We start from the raw sequence: 25,191 nt of genomic DNA, 5'->3' as shown, positions 1-25,191 counted from the left end.
CGCGCGGGGCTGCGCATCCGAACTGGGCATTCTAGGCCGAAACCATAGCGCTTGTCTTATGTCTTATATAAGATTGACCCCTGGCCTTGCGGCCGCCGCGCCGCCCCACACGACCATGTCCGACCCCCTTGCCGCCGAGCCGGCCGCCCCGTCCTTCAGTCCGCTGTATCAGCAGATCAAGTCGCTGATCCTGCAGCGCCTGGAGGCGGGCGAGTGGAAGCCGGGCGAGCCGATCCCCAGCGAGATGGACTTGGCGACGCGCTTTCGCGTCAGCCAGGGCACGGTGCGCAAGGCGATCGACGAACTGGCGGCCGACAACCTGGTGGTGCGGCGCCAGGGCAAGGGCACCTTCGTCGCCACCCATGCCGAGCAGCACGTGCAGTACCGCTTCCTCAAGCTGGTGCCCGACAACGGCACGCCGGCGCAGGAAGGGCCCGCCGAGCGCACCATCGTCGACTGCCGCCGGCTGCGCGCCAGCGCGGAGGTGGCCCGCGCACTGGGCCTGCGCACCGGCGACCCGGTGCTGCAGGTGCGCCGCGTGCTCGCCTACGCCGGCACGCCCACCATCCTGGAAGACCTGTGGCTGCCCGGCGGCCCCTTCAAGGGCCTCACGGCCGAACGGCTGGATGCGTGGCACGGCCCGATGTATTCGCTGTTCGAGACGGAATTCGGCGTGCGCATGGTGCGCGCCGAGGAGAAGATCCGCGCGGTGCTGCCCGACGCCCAGCAGGCCCTGCTGCTGGAGGTCACGACGGCCACGCCCCTGCTGAGCGTGGAGCGCGTCGCGCACACCTACAACGACGCGCCGATGGAATGGCGCCGCGGCCTGTACCGCACCGACACGCACCACTATCGCAACGAGCTGGGATGAATGCACCGCACGGCGAAAAGCCCGCAGCGCCATCCGCGCCTGCATCTCACGCTATTGAATGGATAGCACCCGAGCACATTGGTGCGATGAGCCCGGCGCAGCGCGTGCGTCATGGTGCATTGCAATAGAATTTTCGACTGTTTGCATATTCGCCCCGCCAGCACAAGCAGCCTTCATCGAACAAACAACGAAAGCCTCCCCATGACAGAGCTTGCAACATCCTCGCGGCCACGCCGCGAATTCCGCAACATCAACGTCTTCAGCGATCTCACCGGCTACCGGCTCCCCCCTGCGGGCTTCGTGTCGATCCTGCATCGCGTCAGCGGCGTGCTGATGTTCCTGCTGATGCCCTTCATCATCTGGATGTTCGACACCTCCGTGTCCTCCGAGATCTCGTTCGCACGCTTCAAGGCCGCCTTCAACAGCGGCCTTGCTTTCGTTCCGGGCTGGTTCCTCAAGCTGGTGGCGCTGGCGCTGATCTGGGCCTACCTGCACCACTTCTGCGCCGGCCTGCGCCACCTGTGGATGGACGTGAGCCACGACGCGGTGAGCAAGGAATTCGGCAAGAGCTCCGCCCTCGCAGTGCTCACGGTCAGCCTGCTGCTGACGGTGGTGCTGGGCGCCAAGCTGTTCGGCGTGTACTGATCGGGAGGAGCACTTCATCATGGCAGTGAACTACGGCTCCAAGCGCACCGTCGTCGGCGCGCACTACGGTCTTCGGGACTGGCTCTCGCAGCGCGTGACCGGGCTGGTGATGGCCCTCTTCACCCTCATCGTGCTCGCCCAGCTGCTCATCGGCGGCGGCCCGATCGGCTACGACAAGTGGGCGGGCATCTTCGCCTCGCAGTGGATGAAGGTCCTCACCTTCGTGGTGATCGCCTCGCTGCTGTGGCACGCCTGGGTGGGCATGCGCGACGTGTGGATGGACTACGTCCAGCCGGTCGGCATCCGCCTGGCGCTGCAGATCTTCACCATCGTCTGGCTTGTGGGTTGCGCGGGTTGGGCCATTCAAGTGCTCTGGAGGGTTTGAGCCGTGACGTACACCAAGGAAAAGATCAACAAGCGCAAGTTCGACGTCGTCATCGTCGGCGCCGGCGGCTCCGGCATGCGCGCCTCGCTCGAACTCTCCCGCGCCGGCCTGAACGTGGCCTGCCTGTCCAAGGTCTTCCCCACCCGCTCGCACACGGTGGCGGCGCAGGGCGGCGTGTCGGCATCGCTGGGCAACATGTCCGAGGACAACTGGCACTACCACTTCTACGACACCATCAAGGGTTCGGACTGGCTGGGTGACCAGGACGCGATCGAGTTCATGTGCCGCGAGGCGCCGAACGTGGTGATCGAGCTGGAGCACTTCGGGATGCCCTTCGACCGCAACCCGGACGGCACCATCTACCAGCGCCCCTTCGGAGGCCACACCGCCAACTACGGCGAGAAGCCCGTGCAGCGCGCCTGCGCCGCGGCCGACCGCACCGGCCACGCGATGCTGCACACGCTGTACCAGCAGAACGTCAAGTCCAAGACCAACTTCTTCGTCGAGTGGATGGCGCTGGACCTGATCCGCGACGCCGACGGCGACGTGGTCGGCGTGACCGCGATCGAGCTGGAGACCGGCGAGCTGTACGTGCTGCAGGCCAAGGCCGTGCTGCTGGCCACCGGCGGCGCCGGCCGCATCTTCGCGGCCAGCACCAACGCCTTCATCAACACCGGCGACGGCCTGGGCATGGCGGCGCGCGCCGGCATCCCGCTGCAGGACATGGAGTTCTGGCAGTTCCACCCCACCGGCGTGGCCGGCGCGGGCGTGCTGCTCACCGAAGGCTGCCGCGGCGAGGGCGCGATCCTGCTCAACAGCAACGGCGAGCGCTTCATGGAGCGCTACGCGCCCACCCTGAAGGACCTGGCGCCGCGCGACTTCGTCTCGCGCTCGATGGACCAGGAGATCAAGGAAGGCCGGGGCTGCGGTCCGAACAAGGACTACATCCTGATGAAGCTGGACCACCTGGGCGCCGACACCATCCGCAAGCGCCTGCCCTCGGTGGAAGAGATCGGCCACAACTTCGCCAACGTCGACATCACCAAGGAGCCGATCCCGGTGGTGCCGACCATCCACTACCAGATGGGCGGCATCCCGACCAACATCAACGGCCAGGTGGTGGTGCAGAACGGCGACGTGAACAGCCAGGTCGTCAACGGCCTGTACGCGGTGGGCGAATGCTCCTGCGTGTCGGTGCACGGCGCCAACCGCCTGGGCACCAACTCGCTGCTGGACCTGCTGGTGTTCGGCAAGTCGGCCGGCAAGCACATCGTCGACTTCGTCAAGGGCAGCGGCGAGCACAAGCCGGTGCCGGCCGACGGCGCCGACCGCACGCTGGCGCGCCTGAACCAGTTGCAGGAATCCACCGGCGGCGAGTACGCGCAGAACATCGCGGGCGACATCCGCAACACCATGCAGCAGCACGCCGGCGTGTTCCGCACGCAGGCCAGCATGGACGAGGGCGTCACCAAGGTCAACGCGATCCGCGAGCGCGTGGCCGGCGTCGCCCTGCAGGACAAGTCGCTGGTGTGGAACACCGCCCGCATGGAGGCGCTGGAGGTCGACAACCTGATCGAGGTGGCCCAGGCGACCATGACCTCGGCCGCCGCCCGCCACGAATGCCGCGGCGCGCACACGGTCGACGACTACGAGCGTCCGGCGGACGACCCCGACTGCCCGCTGGGCCGCAACGACAAGGACTGGCTCAAGCACACGCTGTGGCACAGCGAAGGCAACCGCCTGAGCTACAAGCCCGTCAACCTCAAGCCGCTGACGGTGGACTCCGTCCCGCCCAAGGTCCGCACGTTCTGAACAAGGTTCCACCACGATGAAGCGCACTTTCAAGATCTACCGCTACGACCCGGAAAAGGACGCCAAGCCCTACATGCAGACCGTCGAGATCGAGCTCGACGGCCACGAGCGCATGCTGCTGGACGCCCTGGTCAAGCTCAAGGCGCAGGATCCGTCCATCTCGTTCCGCCGCTCCTGCCGCGAGGGCGTGTGCGGCTCGGACGCGATGAACATCAACGGCAAGAACGGCCTGGCGTGCCTGACCAACATGAACACGCTGAAGGACCCGATCGTCCTGAAGCCGCTGCCGGGCCTGCCCGTCATCCGCGACCTGATCGTGGACATGACGCAGTTCTTCAAGCAGTACCACTCGATCAGGCCCTACCTCGTCAACGACACGCCCGCGCCCGAGAAGGAGCGCCTGCAGTCGCCCGAGGAGCGCGAGGAGCTCAACGGCCTGTACGAGTGCATCCTGTGCGCGAGCTGCTCCACGAGCTGCCCGAGCTTCTGGTGGAACCCCGACAAGTTCGTCGGCCCGGCCGGCCTGCTGCAGGCCTACCGCTTCATCGCCGACAGCCGCGACGAGGCCACCGGCGACCGCCTGGACAACCTGGAAGACCCGTACCGCCTGTTCCGCTGCCATTCCATCATGAACTGTGTGGATGTGTGCCCCAAGCACCTGAACCCCACGCGGGCCATCGGCAAGATCAAGGAACTGATGGTCCGCCGGGCCGTCTGACCCCCTCCAAGCCCACCGCCGTGCCATGCAGGACACCCGCCCCGCCCCCGACGACGACGCGCTGCTGGACGCACGCGCGGCCGCGTTGCTGAAGTGGCGCTGCCGGCGCGGCCTGCTGGAGAACGACCTCTTCATCGCCCGCTTCTTCGAGCGGCATGAATCTCGCTTGACCGTGAGGCAGGCACGCGCGATGGAGGTGCTGATGGACCTGTCGGACAACGACCTGCTCGACCTGCTGCTCGCCAGAAAGGAGCCCGAGCCCGGATGGGCCGGGGCCGACGTGACGGCACTGCTCGGGTCGATGCGCGCCGAAGGCGCGCAGCTGCCGGCCTCCTCTTCTTCCCTCCCCTCTCCCTCGCGTTCCAATCAACCCATCGAGAGAAAGTCGACATGAAAGCATCCGACAACAAGGCCACCCTGTCCTTCAGCAACGGCGGGCAGAGCGTCGAGCTACCGATCTACAAGGGCACGCTCGGCCCGGACGTGATCGACATCCGCAAGCTCTATGCGCAGACGGGCATGTTCACCTACGACCCGGGCTTCATGTCGACCGCGTCGTGCCAGTCGAGCATCACCTACATCGACGGCGACAAGGGCGAGCTGCTGTACCGCGGCTACCCCATCGAGCAGCTGGCGACGAACTGCGACTACCTGGAGACCTGCTACCTGCTGCTCAACGGCGAGCTGCCCAACACCGCCGAGAAGGAGAAGTTCACCAGGCTCGTGACCAACCACACCATGGTCAACGAGCAGATGCAGTTCTTCCTGCGCGGCTTCCGCCGCGATGCGCACCCGATGGCCATCATGACCGGCCTGGTGGGCGCGCTGTCGGCCTTCTATCACGACAGCACGGACATCAACAATCCCGAGCACCGCGACATCGCCGCGATCCGCCTGATCGCCAAGATGCCGACGCTGGTGGCGATGGCCTACAAGTACAACGTCGGCCAGCCGTACATCTACCCGCGCAACGACCTGAGCTACGCGGGCAACTTCCTGCACATGATGTTCGCCACGCCGTGCGAGGAGTACAAGGTCAGCCCGGTGCTCGAACGCGCGCTGGACCGCATCTTCATCCTGCACGCCGACCACGAGCAGAACGCCTCCACCTCCACCGTGCGCCTGTGCGGCTCCTCCGGCACCAACCCCTTCGCCGCCATCGCGGCCGGCGTGGCGTGCCTCTGGGGCCCCGCCCACGGCGGCGCCAACGAGGCGGCGCTGAACATGCTCTACGACATCCAGAAGGAAGGCGGCGTGGAGAAGATCGGCGAGTTCATCAAGAAGGTCAAGGACAAGAACTCCAACGTCAAGCTGATGGGCTTCGGTCATCGTGTCTACAAGAACTACGATCCGCGCGCCAAGCTGATGCAGGAGACCTGCAACGAGGTGCTGACCGAGCTGGGCCTGGAGAAGGACCCGCTGTTCGCCCTGGCCAAGCAGCTGGAGAAGATCGCCCTGGAAGACGAGTACTTCGTCTCGCGCAAGCTCTACCCGAACGTGGACTTCTACTCGGGCATCGTGCAGCGCGCCATCGGCATTCCGGTCAGCCTGTTCACCGCCGTCTTCGCGCTGGCCCGCACGGTGGGCTGGATCGCCCAGCTCAACGAGATGATCGGCGACCCGGAATACAAGATCGGCCGCCCGCGCCAGCTGTTCGAAGGCTCGCCGAAGCGCGACGTGAAGCCGATCTCGGCCCGCTGATCCGCGTCATCCGCCCAGCCATGAAAGAAGCTGCCCTCGGGCAGCTTTTTTTTGCCTGCAGATCGCCGTCTCCTCGAATCCGCAGGACAAGGAGAAGGCGACCAAAGGCGGCATCCGGTTCCGGCGGGCTGACCGCCATCGCCCTTCACCACTTCACGCGCATGCCGATCGAGCCGTTCACCGAGCTCCGGACCTTGGCGTTGCCCCCGCTCGCCCAGAGCTTGCCGATTTCGCCGTACAGGCTCGTCGATCCGGCCAGGGCCAGCGTGAAGCCGCCCGCGAGCTCGGTGCTCGTGCCGCCCGTGGGCGCCAGGATGTCGGTGGCGGTGGCGCCGTTCACGAAGCGCGCGACGTCCGCGCCGCTGGAAGTCCTGTAGACGTTGAAGCGGCCGTACGGCTGGAGCGCGCCGACGCCCGTGTCGACGCGGCCCTTGACCCGCACGCCTGCGCGGACGATCCAGCCGCTGTCGACTCGCGGCTGGACGACGGCGCCGACGATGGCGGCGTTGTCCAGGTCCATGTGGTGGTGGATCAGTTGCAACTGCGGCTCGATGCGCCAGCCGCTGCCGCCCAGCGCGAAGGACTGCCCCACTTCGATGGAGCCCAGCAGGCTGTTGCCCTTGCCGCCGCTGCCGTGGCTCGCCAGGGGCTCGACCGTGTAGCGGTGGCGGCCCGACTGCACCACCGCATCGGCATAGAAGCCGCTGTCGGCGGTGTAGGTGCCGTACACGCCCATGTACTGGCTGCGCAGGTCGTTGCGGCCCACGGCCAGGTTCTGGATGCCGCTGGCAAAACCCCGCACGCTGACGTCGCCGTCGAGCTGGCCGACGTAGATGCCCGCACGCCGGTTCGGCATGGCCAGCAGGTCGGTGCCGGCCTGGAAGCCGGTGAGGCGGCCCTTGCTGCCCGGCGCGACCGCGCCGCCCTGCCGGACATCGATGTCGGTGGCGAGCACGCGCGCCCAGGCGCGGCGATCCGAAGCACCCGGCGTGGCGGTGGCGCCCTCGACGTCGTCGTCGCCCACGCGCTTGCGCAGGTCACCCAGCATCGCGAGGTTGCCCTGGCGCAGCTGGCCTGCCAGCGCGGCGTAGAGCGGGGCCTCGGCGCGATAGGTGACCACCGGCGCGGCAGGGGCCGCCGTGGTGCTCGAACGCAGGTACCAGTTCTCGCCGGCACCATTGGCATCGGCGGCGTACAGGCGGTACTCGTAGGCGCCGGCATCCACGTGGCCGTTGGCCAGGCTGAACGCGTCCTGGGTGGTCTGTGCCGTCGTGGTGGCGCCGTTCCTCGCCGTGATCACCTCGATGCCGTTGCCGCTGGTGAGCGCGCCCAGGCCGCCCAGATTGGTGATCTGCACCGTCGTCCTGCCGCTGGCGGCTGCGGCGGCGCCGTCGAGCACCAGGCGGTCGGACGGGCCCGTGCCGTTGAGCACGGTGCCGAGCCTGAGCACGCCGTTGCTGCCGACGTACGCGCCCGTCACCGTCAGCGTGGTGCCCCCGGTCGCGCCCACGAGCGAGACGGTGCCGCCGTTGGCCAGCGAAGCGACGCTCTGGCTGAACCCGGCCAGGTCGAGCGTGGCGCCCGAAGCCACGCTGTGCGCGGACGCCGCGCTGAGGGTGTTGGCGGCACCCGCCTTGAGCGTGCCCTGCGCGACATGGGTGGCGCCGGTGTAATTGTTGGCGCCGGACAGGGTCAGCGTGCCGACGCCCTCCTTCGTGATGAAACCGCCGCCGCTGATCGCCCCGCTCAGGGTCGCGTCGAACGCGCCGGTGTCGATGACCGGATCGGTGCTGCCCGTGAGCTGGATCGCGTTGGCGATCGTGAGCCCGTCGACGCTGAAACCCAGCGTCGTGTCGTCGTCCATCGACAGCGTGCCTGTGCCCAGCGCCTGGCTGTGGCCGAGGTTCAGGCGCCCCTGGCGCAGCGCAGTGCCGCCGGTGTAGGTGTTCGCGCCCGAGAGCGTGAGCGTGCCGGCACCCACCTTCACCAGCGAACCGCCGGCGCCGGAGATCACGCCCGAGACTTCGGTGCTGGCGTTCAGCCCGCCCGTGGTCAGGGCCTTGGCGCCGAGGATCACATCGCCCGCGCCGGACAGCGAGCCGATGGAGATCCCCGCCGCGGTCAGCGAGCGGATGCGCAGGCGCCCGCCCGCGTTGTTGACCACGGTGGCCTGGTCGGCGCTCGCGCGGTCGAAGATGTCGATCAGGCCGCCGCTTTCGTTGACGAAGGTCGCCTGGCCCGCGCTGGCGTCGTCCAGCAGGTTGACCTGGCCGCCCGAGAAGTTGGTGATGCGCGCATTGCCCGCCGTTGCGCTGAACCAGATGTTGGTCAGCCCGCCGCGGTTCTCGATGACGGCATTGCCGGCGGAGGCGTTGTCCCTGAACTCGGCCGACGCATCCTGGTTCATGACGAGGTGGGCATTGCCCGCCGAGCTGCTGTCGCGGAACTGCACGAAGCCGGCGTTGTCCGTGAGCAGGGGGCCCCGCGCGGCGGCGGTGATCGTCAGTCCGCTCGCGTCGGCCTTGCTGCCGAAGATCAGCGAGGCGTTGCCGGCCACCGACACCGGCCCGCTGCCGAGTGCGCCGGTCGCCAGCGCCTGCAGGCTGCCGGCGGCCACCGAAGTGCCGCCCGTGTACGCGTTGGCCGCACCCAGCACCAGCGTGCCCTGGCCGGTCTTCTGCAGCGTCCCGCCGCCCGAGACTTCGCCATTCAGCGTCAGCGTGCGGATCAGGTTCACGTCGAAGGTGCCGCCGCCCGAGCCGAGCGAGACGGTGCGCGTCGCCGTGGTGTCGCCGGAGACGTTCAGCGTGCCCCCGTCGAGCGTGAGCGCGCCGCCCGAGTTGCCGAGCGCGCCGTCGTCGGCAATGGAAAGCGCGCCGCCGCGCACGGTCCATGGCGTCGACTCGGTGGTGGTGCCGGTCAGCGTCCAGGTGCTGGCGCCCGTCTTTTCGTAGCGCGCGAAGCCGCTGTAGGTGGCGGCGCCGAGCGAAGTGGTGCCGTCGGTCGTGTCGCCGGCCAGCCTCAGCACGTTGCCGGTGCCGGAAGTCACCCTCAGCAGGCCGGTGATCGAGGAGCCGGCGCGCAATTCGAGCTGGTTGTCGTTGCCGGTGATCCGCACCGCGTCGCCGCGCGTGACGCTGTCGCCGCCCACGCCGCCTGTCAGGGTGCCGCTGTTGACGATGCTGTTCGCATTGCCGCGAATGCGCAGGCCTGCGCCTCCGATGCCGTTGGCAGTGTTGTTTCCGCCGGCACCGCCCGCGCCCCCCACCAGTGCCCCGGTGTTGAGCACCGAATTGCCACTGGACTCCAGCGCCAGGCCGGCACCGCCTTCGCCGCCGCCGCCGACCATGCTGCCGATAGTGGCCACGGCGCCATTCCCGCCGTTCCCGCCGGTGGCCGTGCCGGTGTTGACGACAGTGGCGCTCCCGCCTTGCAGCACGATGCCGTCTCCGCCCCCACCGCCGCCGCCGGCCCACTGGCCGACGGCACCCGCGCCACCGTTGCCGCCGATCGTCTGGCCCGCGTTGTTCAGGGTGACGCCGGCCGCCACGGATTGCAGGCCCGCGCCGCCACCGCCGCCGCCGCCGGACAGGCGCCCGCTGCCGCCGGCACCGCCATGGCCGCCCTGCAGGGTGGTGCCTCCTCCCATGTTGATGCCAGCGTCGGAGGTGTACACGGCAGCACCGCCCCCGCCACCGCCACCCGCGCCGTAGACCGGATCCGGATCAGGAGCGCCATCGGTTCCCGAGCCGCCGGTGACCGAGCCGGTCACGCTGGTTGCTCCGACTGCGCCGCCTGTTCCGCCGGGCCCGGCAGCTCCGTCGCGGCCGTTTCCTCCATTGCCACCCGACGGAGGCAGCCCATCGAGGCCGGGGAACTCGCCGACACCACCGCCAACTCCGCCGCTGCCATTGCCCGCGCCGCCCCGGCCGCCCGTGCCACCGCCCTCGACAAATGCAGTCCCGCCGCTGGCCTGCGCCCAAGCTATGCCGGATACACCTGCCAACGCGAACAGGCACACCGCCGCCGCAAGCCGCTTCGTCCTGCGGCGCCCGCCCGTCGTTGCACGCCCCGCATGCGACGCGACAAGTTCCGACACGGCCTGCCAGACACCCAGGGCTCCATTCCAGACAATGCGATAAGCACGGTTCATCCCGCCGACCCCAACGAAAAAGGGGGCCAATTTAATATTTGCAACAGAATGATTCAATTACATAAAGAGTAGTCATGAGCGCCGACGCGCTCCTCCTCCTGTAGGGCATCACCGGGCGGCCGCCCGCGCCCCGTCGCCGCCCGGCAACGATGCCATCGCGTACCGCGATGGATACGGGTCAAAAACAGGGGGAAAATGGTCATCTCATCGCAAAACGCGATGACTTCCCCACCGCCCCATGAGCACATCAGAACGCAGCTTCGCGCGCCGCATCGACCTCACGTCGCTGCAGCTGTTCGTGGCCGTGTGCGAGCTGGGGAGCATCGGCCGCGCCGCCGAGCGCGAGTTCATCGCGGCTTCCGCCATCAGCAAGCGGCTGTCGGACCTGGAGGCCACCCTGGGCACCGCCCTGCTGTACCGCCACGCGCGCGGCGTCGACCTCACGCCGGCCGGCGAAAGCCTGCTGCACCATGCCCGCGCCATGCTCTACAGCCTGGAGAAGATGCAGGGCGAGCTGTCCGAATACGCCGATGGCGTGCGCGGCCACGTGCGGGTGCACGCCAACATCTCGGCGATCGTGCAGTTCCTGCCGGAAGACCTGGGCGCCTTCGCGCGCGCGCACGAGGCCATCAAGATCGACCTGGAGGAGCACCTGTCCAGCGAGGTGGTGCGCGCGGTGCAGGAGGGCGCGGCCGACCTGGGCATCTGCCACGTGCCCGCAGACGCCGATGCCCTGCAGACCCTGCCCTACCGCAGCGACCGCCTGGCGCTGGTGCTGCCCCTGGGCCACCCGCTGGCCTCGGCGCCGCAACTGGACTTCGCGGCCTCGCTGGACTTCGACCACGTCGGCCTGCACACCAACAGCTCGATCTACGTGGCCATGCACCAGGCGGCGCTGGCCGCCGGGCGCAGCGTGCGGCTGCGCATCCACGTCACCGGGCTGGACGCGATGTGCCGCATGATCGACAACGGCCTGGGCATCGGCGTGATGCCGCAACGGGCCTTCGAACTGATGCGCGGCGGCATCGGCCAGCGGCTCGTGAGCGTGCCGCTCACAGACGCCTGGGCGCAGCGCGAGATCCGCCTGGTGGCGCGCGACTTCTCCACCCTGCCGGTGGCGGCGCGCACGCTGGTCAACCACCTGCGCGCGCCGGAGGCGGCAGCGCCCGAGGCCCTCGCCGCCTGACCGACCCTCTTTTTCACCTTTCCCCACGAAGACAACACCGACCATGGCACGCACGCTCTACGACAAGCTCTGGGACGAACACGTCGTCCACACCGAGGAGGACGGCACCGCCGTGCTCTACATCGACCGCCACCTGGTGCACGAAGTGACCAGCCCGCAGGCCTTCGAGGGCCTGCGCGAGGCGGGCCGCAAGCTGTGGCGCGTCAGTTCGGTGGTGGCCACCGCCGACCACAACACGCCCACCACCGGCTGGGAGCGCGGCTACGACGGCATCGCCGACCCGATCAGCAAGGAGCAGGTCACCACGCTGGACACCAACATCCACGAGTTCGGCGCGGCGGCCTTCTTCCCCTTCCTGAGCAAGCGCCAGGGCATCGTGCACGTGATCGGCCCCGAGAACGGCGCCACGCTGCCGGGCATGACGGTGGTGTGCGGCGACAGCCACACCAGCACCCACGGCGCCTTCGGCGCGCTGGCGCACGGTATCGGCACCAGCGAGGTCGAGCACGTCATGGCCACGCAGACGCTGCTGGCCAAGAAGGCGAAGAACATGCTGGTCAAGGTGGAGGGCAAGCTGCCTTTGGGCTGCACCGCCAAGGACATCGTGCTGGCCATCATCGGCCGCATCGGCACCGCCGGTGGCACGGGCTACACCATCGAGTTCGGCGGCTCCGCCATCCGCGACCTCAGCATGGAAGGCCGCATGACGGTGTGCAACATGGCCATCGAGGCCGGCGCGCGCGCGGGCCTGGTGGCGGTGGACCAGAAGACCATCGACTACGTGAAGAACCGCCCGCTGGCGCCCACCGGCGTGGAGTGGGACCAGGCCGTCGCCTACTGGAAGACGCTGCACTCCGACCCGGACGCGAAGTTCGACACCGTGGTCGAACTGAACGCCGCCGACATCAAGCCGCAGGTGACCTGGGGCACCTCGCCCGAGATGGTGCTGCCCATCGATGCCCGCGTGCCGGACCCCGACAAGGAGAAGGACGCCAGCAAGCGCGGCGCCATCGAGCGCGCGCTCACCTACATGGGCCTGGAGCCCAACAAGGCGATGAACGACATCTTCGTCGACAAGGTGTTCATCGGAAGCTGCACCAACAGCCGCATCGAGGACATGCGCGAGGCCGCCGCCGTGGTGAAGAAGCTGGGCCAGAAGGTGGCGAAGAACGTCAAGCTCGCCATGGTGGTGCCCGGCTCGGGCCTGGTGAAGGAGCAGGCCGAGCGCGAAGGCCTGCACGAGATCTTCAAGGCCGCCGGCTTCGAGTGGCGCGAGCCCGGCTGCTCCATGTGCCTGGCGATGAACGCCGACCGGCTGGAGCCCGGCGAGCGCTGCGCCAGCACCAGCAACCGCAACTTCGAAGGCCGCCAGGGCGCCGGCGGGCGCACCCACCTCGTCAGCCCCGCGATGGCGGCGGCGGCGGCCATCAACGGCCACTTCATCGACGTGCGCACCATCGCCTGAGGCGGGAAGAAAGAACGACCATGCAGAAATTCACCGTGCACAAGGGCCTCGTCGCCCCGATGGACCGCGAGAACGTCGACACCGACGCGATCATCCCGAAGCAATTCCTCAAGTCCATCCGCAAGACCGGCTTCGGCCCCAACCTGTTCGACGAATGGCGCTACCTCGACCACGGCGAGCCGGGCATGGACCCGGCCAGCCGCAAGCCCAACCCCGACTTCGTGCTCAACCAGCCGCGCTACCAGGGCGCCTCGATCCTGCTGGCGCGCAGGAACTTCGGCTGCGGCTCCAGCCGCGAGCACGCGCCCTGGGCGCTGGACCAGTACGGCTTCCGCTCGATCATCGCGCCCAGCTTCGCCGACATCTTCTTCAACAACAGCTTCAAGAACGGCCTGCTGCCCATCGTGCTGCCCGAGGCCACGGTGGCGAAGCTGTTCGACGAGGTGGCGGCCTTCCCCGGCTACGAGCTGACCATCGATCTGGACCGTCAGGTGGTCGTCAAGCCGGACGGCGAGGAGATCGCCTTCGAGGTCCAGCCCTTCCGCCGCTACTGCCTGATGAATGGCCTGGACGACATCGGCCTGACGCTGCGCCACAAGGACAAGATCAAGGCCTACGAGGCCGAGCGCCTTGCCGCCAAGCCCTGGCTCGCCCACCAGATGGTGAGCTGAGCCCTCCCCCTTTTTCCCAACGCCATCCACAACGACCATGAAAATCGCAGTCCTGCCCGGTGACGGCATCGGCACAGAAATCGTCGCGGAAGCCGTGCGCGTGCTCGACGCACTCGGCCTGAAGTTCGAGATGGAAAGCGCCCTCGTGGGCGGCGCCGCCTACGAGGCGCACGGCCACCCGCTGCCCGAATCCACCCTCAAGCTGGCCAAGGAAGCCGATGCCGTGCTCTTCGGCGCCGTGGGCGACTGGAAGTACGACAAGCTCGACCGCCCGCTGCGCCCCGAGCAGGCCATCCTGGGCCTGCGCAAGCACCTGGGCCTGTTCGCCAACTTCCGCCCGGCCATCTGCTACGAGCAGCTCACCCACGCCTCCAGCCTCAAGCCCGAACTGGTGGCGGGCCTGGACATCCTCATCATCCGCGAGCTGACCGGCGACATCTACTTCGGCCAGCCGCGCGGCCGGCGCACCGCCGCCGACGGCCACTTCCCCGGCGCCGAGGAAGCCTTCGACACCATGCGCTATTCCAGGCCCGAGATCGAGCGCATCGCCCGCGTCGCCTTCGAGGCGGCCCGCAAGCGCAGCAAGCGCGTCACCAGCGTCGACAAGGCCAACGTGCTGGAGACCTTCCAGTTCTGGAAGGACGTGGTGACAGATGTGCACAAGGACTACCCGGACGTCGAGCTGGAGCACATGTACGTCGACAACGCGGCCATGCAGCTGGTGAAGGCGCCGAAGAAGTTCGACGTGGTCGTCACCGGCAACATGTTCGGCGACATCCTCAGCGACGAGGCGGCCATGCTCACCGGCTCCATCGGCATGCTGCCCTCGGCCAGCCTGAACAGCAGCAATCAGGGCCTGTACGAGCCCAGCCACGGCAGCGCGCCCGACATCGCCGGCCAGGGTGTGGCCAACCCGCTGGCCACCATCCTCAGCGCGGCGATGATGCTGCGCTTCTCGCTCAACCAGGAAGAGGCCGCCCAGCGCATCGAGAACGCGGTGAAGAAGGTGCTGGCGCAGGGGCTGCGCACGCCCGACATCCACAGCGAGGGCACCACCCGCGTCGGCACCCGCGAAATGGGCGACGCGGTGCTCAAGGCGCTGGGCTGAGGGCCCTTCCGCTACAATCGAGGGCGCTATGACTGCCGCCCGCCCGTTCGTCCTGAACCTCCTGCCTGCCGCCCCGGCCGGCACGGGCGCGCGCGCATCCTCCGCCAAAACCACGACGACCATTCAGGGCTGACCCAGCCTGGTTCGTCGCGCGCGCCTTCCCCTGGCCCACGGACGAGCCAGGCGGACAGCCCCTTCGGCGCGGTCTGAAGTCTTCTTTTTCTGACTGATTGACACTGAAAGGGCATTGAAATGAGCAGCAAGTTGGTAGGCCTTGTCGGCTGGCGCGGCATGGTCGGTTCCGTCCTGATGGACCGCATGGCCGCCGAGAAGGACTTCGACCTGATCGAACCCCTGTTCTTCTCCACCTCCAATGCCGGCGGCCAGGCGCCCGCGATGGCGAAGAACGAGACCAAGCTGCAGGACGCCTTCGACATCGAGCAGCTCAAGCGCTGCGAGATCGTCATCACCGCCCAGGGCGGCGACTACACCACCGAGGTCTTCCCCAAGCTGCGCGCCGCCGGCTGGAAGGGCCACTGGATCGACGCGGCCTCCACCCTGCGCATGAAGGACGACGCGGTCATCGTGCTCGATCCGGTGAACATGCCCGTCATCAAGAACGCCCTGGCCAAGGGCGGCACCAACTGGATCGGCGGCAACTGCACCGTGAGCTGCATGCTGATGGGCGTGGGCGCGCTCTACAAGGCCGGCCTGGTCGAGTGGATGAGCACCCAGACCTACCAGGCCGCCAGCGGCGGCGGCGCGCAGCACATGCGCGAGCTGCTGACGCAGTACGGCACCCTCTACGGCGAGGTCAAGGCGCTGCTGGACGACCCGAAGAGCGCCATCCTCGAGATCGACCGCAAGGTGATCGGCAAGCAGCGCGCCCTGTCGGGCCACGAGGTGGCCAACTTCGGCGTGCCGCTGGGCGGCTCGCTGATCCCCTGGATCGACAAGGACCTGGGCAACGGCGTGTCCAAGGAAGAATGGAAGGGCATGGCCGAGACCAACAAGATCATGGGCCTGGGCGAGGGCTTCGGCACGCCCGCCATCCCGGTCGACGGCTTCTGCGTGCGCGTGGGCGCCATGCGCTGCCACAGCCAGGCCTTGACCTTCAAGCTCAGGAAGGACGTGCCGCTGGCCGACATCGAAGCCATGATCGCCACCGACAACGACTGGGTGAAGGTCGTGCCCAACACCCGCGAGGCGACCATGAAGGACCTGACGCCGGTGGCGGTGACCGGCACCATGACCATTCCGGTCGGCCGCATCCGCAAGCTGGCGATGGGGCCGGAGTACGTCGGCGCCTTCACCGTCGGCGACCAGCTCCTCTGGGGCGCGGCCGAACCGCTGCGCCGCATGCTGCGCATCCTGCTGGCGGCCTGACGCCGCCCCCCTGACCAGCCACCGGGGGCCTCAGCGCCCCCGCGTTGCACGCTGACAACGGCCGGAACGTGCCGAAGTTGGTGCGCACTGGTTCAAATGGGCCGTTTTCCTTGTCATTCCCGTCGGGATGATGTTAACGTCCTCTTACATTTTGGGCGTTCTGCCCCTTCCCAGCATGACAAGACATCCGTTGCCCGCGACTGCCGCCCCGGCAGACCGCCCGATTTCCTTGTTTGCCGCGCGCTGGCAGATGTCGCTGCTGGCCGCTGCCGCGGCGGCTGCGCTGGGCGGCGCGAGCATCGACGCCCATGCCCTGGCCCTGGGCCGGCTGAACGTGCAGTCGGCGCTCGGCGAGCCGCTGCGCGCCGAGATCGACGTCACCGAGATCAGCGCTGCCGAGGCGGAGGGCCTGCAGGTCGGCCTGGCCTCGCGCGAGGCCTTCCAGGCCGCGGGCGTCGCCTACAACGAGGCGCTCGCCAACGTGCGCTCCGCCCTGCAGCGCCGTGCCGACGGCCGCTACGTGGTGCGGCTGACCGGCTCGCGCCCGCTGAACGAGCCCTTCGTCGACCTGCTGCTGGAGGCGAACTGGGCCAGCGGCCGCATCGTGCGGGACTACACCCTGCTGCTGGACCCGCCGGTCACCCGCCAGGCGCAGGCCGAGCCGGTGGCTCCCGCCGGTCCCCAAATCGCGCCGGCGCCGCGGGCGGCCCGCAGCACGGCGCCCGACGAAAGCGCCGCGCGCCGCGCCCGCGCCGCGCAGGCCGCCGCGTCCGCGCCGGCACAGGCGCCCGCGCCCGTGCGCGCGGAGAGCAGCGGCGAGCAGCAGGTCACGGTGCGGCCGGGCGACACCGCCGGGCGCATCGCGGCGAGCCTCAAGCCGGCCGACGTGTCGCTCGACCAGATGCTGGTGGCCCTGCTGCAAGCCAACCCCGACGCCTTCATCCGCGGCAACGTGAACCGGGTCAAGGCGGGTGCCGTGCTGCAGGTTCCCAGCGCCAGCGCCGCCGCCGCCATCCCGGCGGCCGAGGCCCGGCGGACCGTGGTGGCCCAGAGCCGCGACTTCAACACCTACCGGCAGCGCCTGGCCGAGAACGCGCCGGCCGCCCGGACGGACGCCGCCGACCGCCAGGCCGCCGGACGCCTGCAGGCGAACGTGGAGGACCGCAAGGCGGCCGCGGCCTCGCCCGACAAGCTGACCATCTCGCAGGGCAGCGCCAAGGGTGCCGCCGCCGAGGAAAAGCTGGCGCAGACCCGTCAGGCCCAGGAAACGACCAACCGCGTGGCCGAGCTGTCGCGCAACATCGAGGAACTGAACAAGCTGCAGGGCGCCAGCGGCAGTGCCCCGGCGGCACCCGCAGCGGCGCCGTCCGCCGCACCGGCCGGCGGCACCGCCCAGGCCCCGGCCGCCGCACCGGCACCCGCCCCTGCCGCAGCGGCGAGCCCGGCGCCGGCTGCCGCAAGCCCGGCTGCCGCGCCGGCCGCTGCAGACCCGTCCGCGACGAGCACCGCTGCAGCACCGGCACCCGACGCACCGCCGGCCGCCGCCGCGGCGCCCGCGCCAGCGGCGACCTCGGCCCCCGAAGCCAGCGCACCCGCACCCGCGGCAGCCCCCGCCCCGGCGGCTGCCGCGCCGGCCAAGGCCAAGCCCAAGGTCGTGCCGCCGCCTCCGCCCGAGCCGGGCTTCTTCGAGCAACTGGTGGGCAACCCGCTCGTCCTGGGCGGCGGCGCCATCGTCCTGCTGCTGCTCGGCTTCCTGGCGTACCGCGCGCGCAGCCGCAAGACCGCGGCCGATGCAGGCGACAGCGTGTTCCCCGAAAGCCGCCTGCCGAAGGATTCCTTCTTCGGCGCCACCGGCGGCGAATCGGTCGACACCAAGAACCGCAACAGCAGCTCGATGGTGTCCTCGCTGTCGTACTCGCCGAGCCAGCTGGACGCCGGCGACGTCGACCCGGTCGCCGAGGCCGACGTGTACCTCGCCTACGGCCGCGACCTGCAGGCCGAGGAGATCCTGCGCGAGGCGCTGCGCACCACGCCCGAGCGCACGGCCATCCACCTCAAGCTGCTCGAGATCCACGCCAAGCGGCGCGACCTGCGGGCCTTCGAGGCGCTCGCGCAGGACGTGCACAAGCTCACCAACGGCAGCGGCGCCGACTGGGGCCGCGTGATGGACATGGGCCGCGAGCTGGACCCGGGCAACCCGCTGTACCAGGGCAGCGCCGCCGCCCTGGCCGACGCCGAGAAGACCATCCCGCTGGCCGCCGGTGGCGCCGCGGCGGCAGCAGCCACGGCCGCCGCGCTGGCCGATGCGCCGGCCGAGCCGCCGCCTCCGCCGTTCGTGCCCTCCGTCGCGCCGCTGGACTTCGACCTGGACCTGGCCAAGCCCTCGGACGCCGCGCCGCTGGCCGCCGCCGATGCCGCCCCGCCCGCACGGCCCGAGCCGCCGGTGACGGCGCCGGCCCCCGTGACGGCCGCCTACGCGCCCACGGCGCGCGCCCCGCTGAACGAGTCGTCCTCCTTCGCGCCGACCGCCCGTTCGCCGCTGTCCGGCAACGGCGCGCTGCCCCCGCTGGACAACGATTTCGACACCGCGCCGGCCGAGCTGGAGATGCCCCGCCCCGCCCTCGACGACGACGAGCGCACCCACCCCGCCACCCTGCGGGCCGGCCTGCCGGGCGATTCGGGCTTCATCGAGTTCGACATGAGCACCATGGCCTCGATCGAGTCGAAGGGCGGCGACACGCGCCCCGGCGCGCTGGAGCCGGTGACCCGCAACAGCGAGCTGGACGATGGCGCCGGCGAGAACCCGCATGCCATCAAGCTCTCGCTGGCGCGCGAGCTGCAGGCCCTGGGCGACACCGAGGGCGCCCGCTCGCTGGTCGAGGAGGTCGCCAGCGAAAGCGCCGGCGACCTGCGCCACCAGGCCGAGCAGCTGCTGGCCCAGTTGCGCTGAGCAGGGCCGGGCCTGGCCCGGCGACAATCCGGGGCCGCGGCGATCGCCGCGGCCCTTTTTCTTTTTGTCTCCCCCGACCGCGCGAAAGAACCGAACGACGATGCGATGGGCGCTCGGCATCCGCTACCACGGCGGCGCCTACGACGGCTGGCAGAGCCAGCCCTCGGGCCGCACCGTGCAGGATCACCTGGAAAAGGCGCTCGCCCGCTTCACCGCCGGCCCGCGCATCGGCACGCTGTGCGCCGGCCGCACCGATGCCGGCGTGCACGGCTGGATGCAGGTGGTGCACTTCGACACGGAGATCGAGCGCGCGCCCTTCTCCTGGGTGCGCGGCACCAACCGCTTCCTGCCGGACGACATCGCGGTGCAGTGGGCGCATCCGGTGCCGGCGGCATTCCACTGCCGTTCCAGCGCGCTCGGGCGGCGCTACCTGTACGTGCTGTCGCAGTCGCCGGTGCGGCCCAGCCTGGACGCCGGCCGGGTCGGCTGGTCGATGCACGCGCTGGACGGCGAGGCGATGCGTGCGGCCGCGGCGGCGCTGCTGGGCGAGCACGACTTCAGCTCCTTCCGCGCCTCGGCCTGCCAGGCGCGCTCGCCGGTCAAGCAGATGCGTCGCATCGAGGTCCGCCGCCACGGCGAGGGCCCGCGCTGCCGCTGGCACTTCGAGTTCGAAGCCGACGCCTTCCTGCACCACATGATCCGCAACATCATGGGCTGCCTGGTGCGCATCGGCCAGGGCCATGCGCCGCCCGGATGGATGCGCGAGGTGCTGGCCGCGCGCAGCCGCGACGCCGCGGCGCCGACCTTCGCGCCCGACGGCCTGTACTTCCTCGGCCCGCTCTACGACGCGCAGTGGGGCTTGCCCGACGAAGTCACGCTGGGCAGCGCCGCTGCCTATGATGGGCCGCCATGAACATGACCCCCACGCTCCCCGCTTCGCGTGGTTCGCTGCCCCCCGAGGGGGCCCACCCCGCCTTGGGGCGGCCCGGCGGCGGGGTGCTCGTCTCCACACCACGCACCCGCATCAAGATCTGCGGCCTGACCCGCGAGCAGGACGTGGACGCCGCCGTCGCCGCGGGCGCCGACGCGGTCGGCTTCGTGCTGTACCCGAAGAGCCCGCGCGCCGTCACGGCCGGGCGCGCCGCCGAGCTGGCGCGGCGGCTGCCGGCCTTCGTCACGCCCGTGCTGCTGTTCGTCAACGAGGAGCCCGCTGCCGCACGGGCCGCCCTCGCGGCCGTGGCGGGCGCCATGGCCCAGTTCCACGGCGACGAGTCGCCCGGCCAGTGCTGGCAGGCCAGCGGCGAGGGCCGGCACCGCTTCCTGCGGGCGGCGCGCATTCCCCTGGGAACGGCCGGTTCGGGCTTCGACCTCGTAGAATTCGCGGCTCGGTTCAACCGCGCCCAGGCCATCCTGCTCGACGCCCATGTCGAAGGCTATGGCGGTGGCGGCAAGGCATTCGATTGGTCACTTCTTCCACCCGCCGTCGACGCTCACCTCGTCTTGAGTGGTGGACTCGCACCAGCAAGCGTGGGCGAGGGCATCCGTGCCCTGCGCACGGCGGGCCGCTCGCTCGCCGTTGACGTGAGTTCCGGCGTCGAATCGGCCAAAGGCATCAAGGACGCCGGCAAGATCCGCGAGTTCGTGGCGGCCGTGCGCGAAGCCGACGCCGCCCACCGCCTCGCATCCCATCGTTGAACCTGCCGTGTGGCCGCCTGCGGGCCGCGCGGCTCCCGGAGGCATCTGCCATGTCGACCCCCTACCAGCAGCCTGACGCCCACGGCCACTTCGGCCCCTACGGCGGCAGCTTCGTGAGCGAGACGCTCACCCACGCCATCGCCGAGCTGCGCGACGCCTACGACCGCTACAAGGACGACCCGGCCTTCCAGGCCGAGTTCGCCTACGAGCTCAAGCACTTCGTCGGCCGGCCCTCGCCCGTGTACCACGCCGCGCGCACCAGCCGCGAGATCGGCGGCGCGCAGATCTACCTCAAGCGCGAGGACCTCAACCACACCGGCGCCCACAAGATCAACAACGTGATCGGCCAGGCCATGCTCGCGCGCCGCATGGGCAAGCCGCGCGTGATCGCCGAGACCGGCGCCGGCCAGCACGGCGTGGCCACCGCCACCATCTGTGCCCGCTACGGGCTGGAGTGCGTGGTCTACATGGGCAGCGAGGACGTCAAGCGCCAGTCGCCCAACGTCTACCGCATGAACCTGCTGGGCGCGACCGTGGTGCCGGTCGAATCCGGCAGCCGCACCCTGAAGGACGCGCTGAACGAGGCGATGCGCGACTGGGTGACGAACGTGGAGAACACCTTCTACATCATCGGCACCGTGGCCGGCCCGCACCCCTATCCGGCGATGGTGCGCGACTTCCAGAGCGTGATCGGCAACGAGTGCATCGAGCAGATGCCGGCCATGCTGGCGGCGCAAGGCATCACCGGCGAGGCGGAAGGCCGCCAGCCGGACGTGGTGGTCGCCTGCGTGGGCGGCGGCAGCAACGCGATGGGCGTCTTCCACCCCTACATCCCCTTCCCCGGCGTGAGGCTGGTGGGCGTGGAGGCCGCGGGCCAGGGCCTGGACAGCGGCAAGCACTCCGCCTCGATCCAGCGCGGCAGCCCCGGCGTGCTGCACGGCAACCGCACCTACATCCTGCAGAACGAAGACGGCCAGATCACCGAGACGCACAGCATCAGCGCGGGGCTGGACTACCCCGGCGTGGGCCCCGAGCACGCCTGGCTGGCCGACACCAAGCGCGCCGAATACGTCGGCGTCACCGACGAGGAGGCGCTGGCCGCCTTCCACCACCTGTGCCGCACGGAGGGCATCATCCCCGCGCTGGAATCCAGCCACGCGATGGCCTATGCGCTGAAGCTGGCGAAGACGATGCGGCCCGACCAGTCGATCCTGGTCAACCTCTCCGGCCGCGGCGACAAGGACATCGGCACGGTGGCCGACCTGGCGGGTGTCGATTTCTACGACCGGCCCTCGATGCGCGGCCTGGCCGTGAAAGGAGGCAAGCAATGAGCCGCATCGCTGCCACCTTCGAAAAGCTGAAGGCCGAGGGCCGCAAGGCGCTCATCCCCTACGTCACCGCCGGCTTCCCCTACGCCGACATCACGCCCGCGCTGATGCACGGCATGGTCGCCGCCGGCGCCGACGTGATCGAGCTGGGCGTGCCCTTCTCCGACCCGATGGCCGACGGCCCGGTGATCCAGAAGGCCGGCGAAGCCGCGCTGGCGCTGGGCGTCGGCCTGGCGCAGGTGCTGGCGATGGTGGCCGAATTCCGCCACCAGGACGACGCCACGCCCGTGGTGCTGATGGGCTACGCCAACCCGGTGGAGCGCTATGACCAGAAGCACGCCGCCGGCGCCTTCGTGCGCGACGCGGCGAAGGCCGGCGTGGACGGCGTGCTGATCGTCGACTACCCGCCCGAGGAGTGCGAGGACTTCGCCGCCGCCCTGCGCGCGCACGGCATGGACCTGATCTTCCTGCTGGCGCCCACCTCTACCTCCGAGCGCATGGCCCAGGTCGCGCGCATCGCCAGCGGCTACGTCTACTACGTCTCGCTCAAGGGCGTGACCGGCGCCGGCCACCTCGACACCGAGGCGGTGGCGGCGATGCTGCCGCGCATCCGCCGGCACGTGAAGGTGCCGGTGGGCGTGGGCTTCGGCATCCGCGACGCCGCCAGCGCGCGCGCCGTCGGCGCCACGGCCGACGCGGTGGTCATCGGCACGAAGATCATCCAGCTCATCGAAGGCCAGCCGCGCGAGGCGGTGGTGCCTGCCGTGGGCGACTTCCTCGCCGGCGTGCGCGCCGGGCTGGATGCACTGCCCAAGGCGTGATAATCCGCACGCCCTTGCGGCCCTGCTTTTCGCATGACGAGACGCAGGGCCGCGCAGATGCCGGCGCCCGCCGCCGATGCGCTGCCCTGAATTTCGATTGGAGCCCCGTCCATGAGCTGGCTTGAGAAACTGCTTCCCCCCAAGATCGCCCAGACCGACCCGGCCGAGCGCCGCCAGGTGCCCGAGGGCCTGTGGATCAAGTGCCCGAGCTGCGACACGGTGCTCTACAAGACCGACCTGGAGCAGAACCAGAACGTCTGCCCGAGCTGCGGCCACCACCACCGTATCGGTGCGCGCGCCCGCCTGGACGCCTTCCTCGACGCCGAGGGCCGCTACGAGATCGGGCAGGAGGTGCTGCCGGTCGATGCGCTGAAGTTCAAGGACAGCCGCAAGTACCCCGAGCGCCTGAAGGAAGCGCTGGAGTCCACCGGCGAGACCGACGCGCTGGTCGTCATGGGTGGCTGCGTGCACAGCATCAACCTGGTGGCCGCCTGTTTCGAGTTCGACTTCATGGGCGGCAGCATGGGCTCGGTGGTGGGCGAGCGCTTCGTGCGCGGCGTCGAGACCGCCATCGAGCAGAAGGTGCCCTTCCTCTGCTTCACCGCCACCGGCGGCGCCCGCATGCAGGAGGGCCTGCTGTCGCTGATGCAGATGGCCAAGACCAACGCCGCCCTCACCCGCCTGGCCAAGAAGGGCCTGCCCTACATCAGCGTGCTGACCGACCCGACCATGGGCGGCGTGTCGGCCGGCTTCGCTTTCGTCGGCGACGTGGTGATCGCGGAGCCGAGGGCGCTGATCGGCTTCGCCGGCCCGCGCGTGATCGAATCCACCGTGCGCGTGAAGCTGCCCGAAGGCTTCCAGCGCGCCGAGTTCCTGCAGGAAAAGGGCGCCATCGACTTCATCTGCGACCGGCGCGAGCTGCGCAGGAAGGTGGCCGACATCCTGGCGATGCTCACGCGGCAGCCGGCGGACGCGGTGAGCTGACGGCCGTCAGCGACCGAGCGAGTAGACGCTCGTCAGCAGGTTGCCCAGGACGATCGCGCCCACCTGCAGCAGCACGATGGCCACCAGCGGCGACAGGTCCACCCCGCCCACCAGCGGGATGAAGCGCCGCAGCGGCCGCACCAGGGGTTCGGCCAGCCGGTCCACCAGGTCCTTGAGCAGCGGCGAGGCGCCCGGCACCCACGACAGCACCGCGTAGACCACCAGCAGCGCCGTCAGCCCCGAGACGGCGAGCTGCATCAGCCCGAACAGCGACAGCAGCGGCAGCACCGTCATCCGCATCGCGCCGAACAGCAGCATCAGCAGCAGGTACTTCGCCATCACCAGCAGCCAGGCGGCGATGGCGCTGGCGAGGTCCCACTTGCCGGCAGCGGGCACGATGCGGCGCAGCGGCACCACGATCCAGTCGGTGAGCGCGAACACGAAGCGCCCGAGCGGATTGCCGAAGGGCACCCGGTGGTACTGCATGTACAGCCGCAGCAGGCAGGCACAGCCGAGCAGGCCGACGATCACGTCCAGCAGGAAGGATGGGATCTGGTAGAACATCAGCGGCGCGCAGGGGAAGGGAGTGCGATGATAGCCACGCCCCTTCGCCCATGACCGCCTCTTCCCCACCCCCGCTCTCCATCCCGCTGTTCCCCCTGGGCACGGTGCTGTTCCCCGGCGGCCTGCTGCCGCTGCGCATCTTCGAGGTGCGCTACCTGGACATGATCGGCCGCTGCCACAAGGCGGGGCTACCCTTCGGCGTGGTTGGGCTCACCCAGGGCGCCGAAGTGCGCGTGCCGGGCGCCGAGGCCGAGCAGTTCGCCAGCATCGGCACGCTGGCGACGATCTCGCAGCTCGCCTCGCCGCAGCCGGGGCTGATGCACATCGAATGCGTGGGCACGCGGCGCTTCCGCATCCGCGGCAGCGAACTGCACAAGCACGGCCTGTGGACGGCCGAGGTCGAACCGATGCCGGACGACGTGTCCATGCCGGTGCCGCAGGACCTGCAGCATGCGGCCGACGCGCTGCGCCGCCTCGTGCGCACCCTGGAGGAGCGCAAGGCGCACGAGAACGCCGCGGTCCGCCTGCCCGTCGCACCGCCCTACCACTTCGACGACTGCGGCTGGGTCGCCAACCGCTGGTGCGAGCTGCTGCCGCTGCAGCCCGAGCTGAAGCAGCGGCTGATGGAGCTGGGCAGCCCGCTGATGCGGCTGGAACTGGTGAGCGACCTGCTGGCGCGCACCGGCATCGTCAAGGAATAGCGCTCTTTTTTTGTCGCCGGGCCGCCCCAAGACAAAAGCATCCCCCT

At 69.7% G+C, this 25,191-nt stretch carries 21 protein-coding genes and 1 pseudogene; 19 read left to right on the top strand and 3 right to left on the bottom strand.

Translation table 11 applies throughout. The annotated features are described in order from the left end of the window. Nucleotides 1–115 precede the first annotated feature (115 nt). From Q392_RS13905 to Q392_RS13875, 7 genes are all read left to right on the top strand, one after another. Nucleotides 116–871 (top strand): GntR family transcriptional regulator, encoded by a 756-nt coding sequence (locus Q392_RS13905; protein ID WP_038208456.1) that lies wholly within the window; start codon nucleotides 116–118, stop codon nucleotides 869–871. Nucleotides 872–1,072: 201 nt separating this feature from the next. Then, entirely contained in the window at nucleotides 1,073–1,516 is a 444-nt protein-coding gene (gene sdhC, locus Q392_RS13900; protein WP_038208454.1) for a succinate dehydrogenase, cytochrome b556 subunit, read from the top strand. Nucleotides 1,517–1,535: 19 nt separating this feature from the next. Next, nucleotides 1,536–1,901 carry a succinate dehydrogenase, hydrophobic membrane anchor protein gene (sdhD, locus tag Q392_RS13895; protein WP_038208452.1) on the top strand — a complete coding sequence of 122 codons (366 nt, stop codon included), beginning with the start codon at nucleotides 1,536–1,538 and terminating at the stop codon, nucleotides 1,899–1,901. A 3-nt stretch (nucleotides 1,902–1,904) separates the two neighbouring features. Continuing rightward, a complete protein-coding gene (gene sdhA, locus Q392_RS13890) occupies nucleotides 1,905–3,713 on the top strand; it encodes a succinate dehydrogenase flavoprotein subunit (RefSeq protein ID WP_038208451.1) in 1,809 nt (602 codons plus the stop codon). Nucleotides 3,714–3,729: 16 nt separating this feature from the next. Further along, nucleotides 3,730–4,431: a succinate dehydrogenase iron-sulfur subunit gene (locus Q392_RS13885; protein WP_038208447.1), complete on the top strand. Its 702-nt coding sequence runs from the start codon at nucleotides 3,730–3,732 to the stop codon at nucleotides 4,429–4,431. 25 nt (nucleotides 4,432–4,456) lie between these two features. Continuing rightward, the gene (locus tag Q392_RS13880; RefSeq protein WP_051953454.1) at nucleotides 4,457–4,825 is read left to right on the top strand and encodes an FAD assembly factor SdhE; all 369 of its coding nucleotides are present in this window, start codon (nucleotides 4,457–4,459) and stop codon (nucleotides 4,823–4,825) included. Continuing rightward, entirely contained in the window at nucleotides 4,822–6,132 is a 1,311-nt protein-coding gene (locus Q392_RS13875; RefSeq protein ID WP_038208433.1) for a citrate synthase, read from the top strand. The genes Q392_RS13880 and Q392_RS13875 overlap by 4 nt, the downstream gene beginning before the upstream one ends. Before the next feature lie 145 nt (nucleotides 6,133–6,277). Here the strand turns inward: Q392_RS13875 and Q392_RS13870 are convergent, their stop codons facing one another. Together Q392_RS13870 and Q392_RS34200 are read right to left on the bottom strand one after the other, a co-directional pair. Further along, complete coding sequence (locus Q392_RS13870; RefSeq protein ID WP_425425183.1) at nucleotides 6,278–9,904, bottom strand: autotransporter outer membrane beta-barrel domain-containing protein; 3,627 nt, start codon at nucleotides 9,902–9,904, stop codon at nucleotides 6,278–6,280. A 297-nt stretch (nucleotides 9,905–10,201) separates the two neighbouring features. After that, nucleotides 10,202–10,285: pseudogene (locus Q392_RS34200) on the bottom strand (ESPR-type extended signal peptide-containing protein); the annotation flags it as partial. A 238-nt stretch (nucleotides 10,286–10,523) separates the two neighbouring features. Between Q392_RS34200 and Q392_RS13865 the strand changes: the two are divergent. From Q392_RS13865 to accD, 11 genes are all read left to right on the top strand, one after another. Then, on the top strand, nucleotides 10,524–11,471 hold the full coding sequence (locus Q392_RS13865; protein ID WP_038208429.1) for a LysR family transcriptional regulator: 948 nt from the start codon (nucleotides 10,524–10,526) through the stop codon (nucleotides 11,469–11,471). Between the two features lie 43 nt (nucleotides 11,472–11,514). After that, a complete protein-coding gene (leuC, locus tag Q392_RS13860) occupies nucleotides 11,515–12,936 on the top strand; it encodes a 3-isopropylmalate dehydratase large subunit (RefSeq protein WP_038208426.1) in 1,422 nt (473 codons plus the stop codon). A 20-nt stretch (nucleotides 12,937–12,956) separates the two neighbouring features. Next, nucleotides 12,957–13,607 (top strand): 3-isopropylmalate dehydratase small subunit, encoded by a 651-nt coding sequence (leuD, locus tag Q392_RS13855; protein WP_038208410.1) that lies wholly within the window; start codon nucleotides 12,957–12,959, stop codon nucleotides 13,605–13,607. 37 nt (nucleotides 13,608–13,644) lie between these two features. Beyond that, on the top strand, nucleotides 13,645–14,715 hold the full coding sequence (gene leuB, locus Q392_RS13850) for a 3-isopropylmalate dehydrogenase (protein WP_038208407.1): 1,071 nt from the start codon (nucleotides 13,645–13,647) through the stop codon (nucleotides 14,713–14,715). 252 nt (nucleotides 14,716–14,967) lie between these two features. Continuing rightward, on the top strand, nucleotides 14,968–16,101 hold the full coding sequence (gene asd, locus Q392_RS13845) for an aspartate-semialdehyde dehydrogenase (RefSeq protein ID WP_038208404.1): 1,134 nt from the start codon (nucleotides 14,968–14,970) through the stop codon (nucleotides 16,099–16,101). 190 nt (nucleotides 16,102–16,291) lie between these two features. Next, nucleotides 16,292–19,051: a FimV/HubP family polar landmark protein gene (locus tag Q392_RS13840; protein ID WP_342665604.1), complete on the top strand. Its 2,760-nt coding sequence runs from the start codon at nucleotides 16,292–16,294 to the stop codon at nucleotides 19,049–19,051. A gap of 100 nt (nucleotides 19,052–19,151) precedes the next feature. Continuing rightward, complete coding sequence (gene truA, locus Q392_RS13835; RefSeq protein WP_038208398.1) at nucleotides 19,152–19,964, top strand: tRNA pseudouridine(38-40) synthase TruA; 813 nt, start codon at nucleotides 19,152–19,154, stop codon at nucleotides 19,962–19,964. Further along, on the top strand, nucleotides 19,961–20,746 hold the full coding sequence (locus Q392_RS13830) for a phosphoribosylanthranilate isomerase (protein ID WP_169748307.1): 786 nt from the start codon (nucleotides 19,961–19,963) through the stop codon (nucleotides 20,744–20,746). Before truA ends, Q392_RS13830 begins: the two co-directional genes overlap by 4 nt. Before the next feature lie 50 nt (nucleotides 20,747–20,796). Next, a complete protein-coding gene (gene trpB / locus Q392_RS13825) occupies nucleotides 20,797–22,077 on the top strand; it encodes a tryptophan synthase subunit beta (protein WP_038208391.1) in 1,281 nt (426 codons plus the stop codon). Beyond that, nucleotides 22,074–22,895, top strand: coding sequence for a tryptophan synthase subunit alpha (trpA, locus tag Q392_RS13820; protein WP_038208388.1), 822 nt, complete (start codon nucleotides 22,074–22,076; stop codon nucleotides 22,893–22,895). Before trpB ends, trpA begins: the two co-directional genes overlap by 4 nt. 111 nt (nucleotides 22,896–23,006) lie before the next feature. After that, complete coding sequence (accD, locus tag Q392_RS13815; RefSeq protein WP_038208385.1) at nucleotides 23,007–23,879, top strand: acetyl-CoA carboxylase, carboxyltransferase subunit beta; 873 nt, start codon at nucleotides 23,007–23,009, stop codon at nucleotides 23,877–23,879. Nucleotides 23,880–23,885: 6 nt separating this feature from the next. On the opposite strand, the gene Q392_RS13810 is transcribed toward accD, so the two are convergent. After that, complete coding sequence (locus tag Q392_RS13810) at nucleotides 23,886–24,443, bottom strand: YggT family protein (RefSeq protein ID WP_038208363.1); 558 nt, start codon at nucleotides 24,441–24,443, stop codon at nucleotides 23,886–23,888. Nucleotides 24,444–24,493: 50 nt separating this feature from the next. On the opposite strand from Q392_RS13810, the gene Q392_RS13805 reads away from it, so the two are divergent. Then, on the top strand, nucleotides 24,494–25,144 hold the full coding sequence (locus Q392_RS13805) for an LON peptidase substrate-binding domain-containing protein (protein WP_038208349.1): 651 nt from the start codon (nucleotides 24,494–24,496) through the stop codon (nucleotides 25,142–25,144). The last annotated feature ends 47 nt before the right edge of the window (nucleotides 25,145–25,191 follow it).

Source organism: Xenophilus azovorans DSM 13620, assembly GCF_000745855.1.
In the GTDB taxonomy this organism is placed as follows: Bacteria; Pseudomonadota; Gammaproteobacteria; order Burkholderiales; family Burkholderiaceae_C; genus Xenophilus; species Xenophilus azovorans.
This window is presented reverse-complemented; position numbering and strand designations above follow the sequence as displayed.

Coding starts and splice junctions, on each gene's coding strand:
- Q392_RS13830 (WP_169748307.1), top strand. CDS start 19,961: ATGAACATGACCCCCACGCTCCCCGCTTCGCGTGGTTCGCTGCCCCCC.
- Q392_RS13885 (WP_038208447.1), top strand. CDS start 3,730: ATGAAGCGCACTTTCAAGATCTACCGCTACGACCCGGAAAAGGACGCC.
- trpB (WP_038208391.1), top strand. CDS start 20,797: ATGTCGACCCCCTACCAGCAGCCTGACGCCCACGGCCACTTCGGCCCC.
- truA (WP_038208398.1), top strand. CDS start 19,152: ATGCGATGGGCGCTCGGCATCCGCTACCACGGCGGCGCCTACGACGGC.
- accD (WP_038208385.1), top strand. CDS start 23,007: ATGAGCTGGCTTGAGAAACTGCTTCCCCCCAAGATCGCCCAGACCGAC.
- leuC (WP_038208426.1), top strand. CDS start 11,515: ATGGCACGCACGCTCTACGACAAGCTCTGGGACGAACACGTCGTCCAC.
- Q392_RS13805 (WP_038208349.1), top strand. CDS start 24,494: ATGACCGCCTCTTCCCCACCCCCGCTCTCCATCCCGCTGTTCCCCCTG.
- Q392_RS13905 (WP_038208456.1), top strand. CDS start 116: ATGTCCGACCCCCTTGCCGCCGAGCCGGCCGCCCCGTCCTTCAGTCCG.
- Q392_RS13865 (WP_038208429.1), top strand. CDS start 10,524: ATGAGCACATCAGAACGCAGCTTCGCGCGCCGCATCGACCTCACGTCG.
- Q392_RS13810 (WP_038208363.1), bottom strand. CDS start 24,443: ATGTTCTACCAGATCCCATCCTTCCTGCTGGACGTGATCGTCGGCCTG.
- sdhC (WP_038208454.1), top strand. CDS start 1,073: ATGACAGAGCTTGCAACATCCTCGCGGCCACGCCGCGAATTCCGCAAC.
- Q392_RS13880 (WP_051953454.1), top strand. CDS start 4,457: ATGCAGGACACCCGCCCCGCCCCCGACGACGACGCGCTGCTGGACGCA.
- sdhD (WP_038208452.1), top strand. CDS start 1,536: ATGGCAGTGAACTACGGCTCCAAGCGCACCGTCGTCGGCGCGCACTAC.
- leuD (WP_038208410.1), top strand. CDS start 12,957: ATGCAGAAATTCACCGTGCACAAGGGCCTCGTCGCCCCGATGGACCGC.
- trpA (WP_038208388.1), top strand. CDS start 22,074: ATGAGCCGCATCGCTGCCACCTTCGAAAAGCTGAAGGCCGAGGGCCGC.
- Q392_RS13875 (WP_038208433.1), top strand. CDS start 4,822: ATGAAAGCATCCGACAACAAGGCCACCCTGTCCTTCAGCAACGGCGGG.
- leuB (WP_038208407.1), top strand. CDS start 13,645: ATGAAAATCGCAGTCCTGCCCGGTGACGGCATCGGCACAGAAATCGTC.
- asd (WP_038208404.1), top strand. CDS start 14,968: ATGAGCAGCAAGTTGGTAGGCCTTGTCGGCTGGCGCGGCATGGTCGGT.